The sequence below is a fragment of the Mesorhizobium sp. M7A.F.Ca.US.005.03.2.1 genome (genome assembly GCF_003997795.1).
GTDB classification, from domain to species: domain Bacteria; phylum Pseudomonadota; class Alphaproteobacteria; order Rhizobiales; family Rhizobiaceae; genus Mesorhizobium; species Mesorhizobium ciceri.
In genome coordinates this window covers 1-3756 of record NZ_RZRP01000632.1, presented here as the reverse complement: position 1 = coordinate 3756, position 3756 = coordinate 1, and the positions used below count along the sequence as shown (strand labels likewise).

6 protein-coding genes and 1 pseudogene are annotated in these 3756 nt (G+C 64.6%); all 7 read left to right on the top strand.

Annotation, left to right across the window (positions count from 1 at the left end):
* Positions 1-582, top strand: a pseudogene (gene fliI, locus EN991_RS27200) (flagellum-specific ATP synthase FliI); the annotation flags it as partial.
* Positions 569-1408 (top strand): hypothetical protein, encoded by an 840-nt coding sequence (locus EN991_RS27195; protein WP_063173011.1) that lies wholly within the window; start codon positions 569-571, stop codon positions 1406-1408. The pseudogene fliI and the gene EN991_RS27195, both read left to right, overlap by 14 nt.
* 80 nt (positions 1409-1488) lie before the next feature.
* Positions 1489-1869 (top strand): flagellar basal body rod protein FlgB, encoded by a 381-nt coding sequence (gene flgB, locus EN991_RS27190; RefSeq protein ID WP_127369911.1) that lies wholly within the window; start codon positions 1489-1491, stop codon positions 1867-1869.
* Between the two features lie 2 nt (positions 1870-1871).
* On the top strand, positions 1872-2288 hold the full coding sequence (gene flgC, locus EN991_RS27185; RefSeq protein ID WP_013529797.1) for a flagellar basal body rod protein FlgC: 417 nt from the start codon (positions 1872-1874) through the stop codon (positions 2286-2288).
* Positions 2288-2614, top strand: a complete 327-nt coding sequence (locus EN991_RS27180; RefSeq protein ID WP_013529796.1) for a flagellar hook-basal body complex protein FliE — start codon at positions 2288-2290, stop codon at positions 2612-2614. Before flgC ends, EN991_RS27180 begins: the two co-directional genes overlap by 1 nt.
* An 11-nt stretch (positions 2615-2625) precedes the next feature.
* Positions 2626-3414, top strand: a complete 789-nt coding sequence (flgG, locus tag EN991_RS27175) for a flagellar basal-body rod protein FlgG (RefSeq protein WP_013529795.1) — start codon at positions 2626-2628, stop codon at positions 3412-3414.
* 3 nt (positions 3415-3417) lie between these two features.
* Positions 3418-3756: SAF domain-containing protein (locus EN991_RS27170; protein ID WP_245461087.1), on the top strand; the 339-nt coding region annotated here is incomplete at its 3' end.

Sequence of the window (3756 nt, the reverse complement as noted above, 5' to 3'; positions counted from 1 at the left end):
GTGCTGGATTCGATCACCCGCTTCGCTCACGCCTTGCGTGAGGTGGCGACGGGAACCGGCGAGCCGCCGGTCGCCCGCGGTTATCCGGCCTCGGTGTTCACCGAATTGCCCAAGCTGCTCGAACGCGCCGGGCCGGGTACGGAAGGCAAGGGATCGATCACCGCCATCATTTCCGTACTGGTCGACGGCGACGATCACAACGACCCGGTCGCCGATTCCGTGCGCGGCATCCTCGACGGCCATGTCGTGCTCGACCGCACGATCGCCGAACAGGGTCGCTATCCCCCCGTCAACCCGCTGTCGTCCATATCGCGGTTGGCCGGAAAGGCCTGGAGCGTCGAACAGCGCGCGCTGGTGACAAGGCTGAAGTCGATGATCTCGCGCTTCGAGGACACACGCGATATCCGCTTGCTCGGGGCCTATCAGGGCGGCGTCGATGCCGAACTCGACATCGCCGTGCGCCAGGTGCCGCTGATCTATGAAGCGCTGACGCAAGGGCCGAAGGATCGCCCCTCAGCCGACCCGTTCTCCGATCTCGCCCGCCACCTCAAGAGCAAGCTGAACGCCGATGCCGGAGACTGAACGCGAATACACCGAGCGCATCCTGCGCGACATGATCGCCGAGGCCAATGCCGCGCAGCAGGCAGAGGCTGACACGGCGAGAACTGCCAAAGCAAAGGCCGCCCGTGCCATCGCGGCCAAAGCCGAGGCCGTTCTGGCCAGAGCCGTCAAGCCAATCCTGCCACGGGCTGGCAAAGCCGATCCTGATCTGGCCAGGCCCGTCGAACCCGCTCTGTCCCGGGCTCCCCAGGCGGTGGCTGCCGAGATGACGCAGGCCAGCCGGGAATCGCTGATCGACGGCCTGTTCCCGCGCACCGAATGGCCGCAGCCGCCAAAGGCGCCGTTTCCCCGACTGGAGAAGAAGTCCGACCGACGCAGCGATTTCGTCATTGCCGCGCTCGGCATCGCGCTCGGCCTGATCTGCGCCCTGTTCCCCTGGTATATCTTCTTCAACCAGGACCAGTTTGGCGTCCAGGCGATGAAGTTCGGCGGCACAGGCTCTAATTCCGGGCGAGCGGGCGGCGGCGTGGTCGCCGAACGCAGCGCGCCGCTGACGGCAAAGGACGTTCCCGCGGCCAATCTCGATCTTCTTGCCACGGGGACGGTGCGGGATGATGCCGATCCCGCAGCCGCATCCGACGAGCAACCGTTTCCGGCCGACGCGGCGAAATTCCGCATGGTTCATGTCGCCAACGGCCGCGCCATGATCCAGGACGACGCTGGCCTCTGGATGGTCCAGCGCGGCTCGATACTGCCGGATTCCAGCAAGGTATCCTCCATCGAGCAGCGCAACGGCAAATGGGTCATGGTCACCAGTGCCGACCAGGTGATCGAACTGTCCCGATAAACGATCTCCGGCTTCCGGCCATCCGCAAGGCCCGCGCAAGACTGGCGGCCTAGTCTCTGGGTACCTGCTCGGAGATTCCCATGGAGCCCGTTTCCCTTTTCGACCTCGCCGCCAAGCAAGCGCAATGGCTGGCCGTGCGCCAGTCGGCCGTGGCCGGCAACATCGCCAATGCCAACACGCCAGGCTATACGGCAAACGACGTCGAGCCATTCGAAAAGGTGCTCGACCGCGCCACCGTATCGCTGCAGGCCACCCAGGCCGGCCATCTCGGCAATGCAGCGACCAATGCCGGCTTCACCATCAAGCCGCAGGAAGATGACGGCGTTGTCATGCCGTCCAAGAACTCGGTCGTGCTGGAAGACCAACTGCTGAAGGCCGGCGAGGTGCGCCGGTCCTTCGAGCTCAACACGGCGATCGTCAAGGCGTTCCATTCGATGATGATGATGGCGGTGAAGAGCTGACCATGGACGCACTGACCGCAGCCCTCAAAGTCGCAGCATCCGGCCTCGGCGCCCAGTCGGAACGCCTGCGCGTGGTTTCCGAGAACCTCGCCAACGCTCAGTCGACGGGCACCGCGCCCGGCTCCGACCCTTATCGCCGCAAGACCATCAGCTTCGTCTCCGAGCTCGACCGGGCCTCCGGCAGTTCAACGGTTGCAGTGAACTCGATCGATCGAGATCCCAGTGACTTTCCAGTCGAGTTCCAGCCCGGCAACGAGGCCGCCGACGAGAAGGGCTACGTCAAGATGCCCAACGTCAACGTGCTGATCGAAATGGCCGACATGACCGAGGCCAATCGCTCCTACGAGGCCAACCTTCAGGTGGTCAAGCAGGCCCGCGACTTGATTTCCATGACCATCGACCTGATGAGGAACCAGTAATGATCAGCGGTATCGGAGCCCTTCAGTTCAAGCCGTCGATCGGCGGCGATGACGCCGCCACAAGCCTGCTCCAGGGCGGCGCGACACCGTCGGCCGGTGGCAATGTCGGCACCTCCTTTGCCGAGGCGCTGAGCCAGGCAGCCTCCAAGACCGTCGACACGATGCAGAATGCCGAGCAGGTATCGATGCAGGCGCTCAAGGGCGATGCCGACACCCGCCAGGTGGTCGACGCCGTGATGAGCGCGCAGCAGGCGCTTCAGACCGCCGTCGCCATACGCGACAAGGTGGTCTCCGCCTATCTCGAAGTCAGTCGAATGGGCATCTGAGGAATTCCGACATGAAAGCACTCGCCATCGCCGCCACCGGCATGAATGCCCAGCAGACAAATCTGGAAGTCATCGCCAACAACATCGCCAACATCAACACCACCGGCTACAAGCGCGCCCGTGCCGAATTCTCCGACCTGCTCTATCAGGTCGACCGCACGCAAGGCGTGCCCAACCGCTCCAACGCCTCGCTGGTGCCGGAGGGCGTCTCGATCGGCCTCGGCGTCAAGACGACGGCGGTGCGCAACGTGCACACCCAGGGCGAACTGACCAGCACCGGCAACAGTTTCGACCTGGCGCTGACCGGCAGGGGCTGGTTCCAGATCGAGGGTGCCGACGGCGGCACGCTGTACAGCCGCGCCGGCGCTCTCAACACCAACGCCACCGGCCAGCTGGTGACGGTCGACGGCGCTGCGGTCATTCCGGCAATCAATGTTCCCGTTGATGCCGTCGAGGTCATCGTCAACAAGACCGGCCAGGTCTTCGCCCGCATCGACGGGCAGACCGACCTGCAGAACCTCGGTCAGCTTCAGATCGCCAATTTCGCCAACGAGGCCGGCCTGGCGCCGCTCGGCGACAATCTGTTCCAGGAAACCACGGCTTCGGGGCCGGCGAACGTCGGCGTGCCTGGCGATCCCGGTTTTGCCACCATCCAGCAGGGCTATCTCGAAGCCTCCAACGTCGACCCGGTCAAGGAAATCACCGAGCTGATCTCGGCGCAGCGCGCCTATGAGATGAACTCCAAGGTCATCCAGGCCGCCGACGACATGGCCTCCGTGGTCTCCAAGAACATCAGGTAACGCATGATGTCGACGCCCGGCCTCCTGTCTGCATTCCGCCGCACCGCGCTCGTCCTTGCGCTGGTGACCGGCACGATGCCGGCTTTTGCCCAGGAATCGGCCAACCAGTCGGCCACCCGGATCGCCAGCAATCAAGCTGGCGGCGAGGTGGTGCTTATTCCGAGCCGGGTTATCTATCCCGGCGAGACCATCAACCTGGCTGCCCTGAAACAGGTCACCCTTACCGTCGGCAAGCACAAGCCGGAGGCGGTCGCCACACGGGCCGAGGAACTGGATGGCAAGGTCGCCAAGCGCACCCTGCTGCCCGGCCGCTACATTCCCTCCGCCCCCATCCGCGACGCC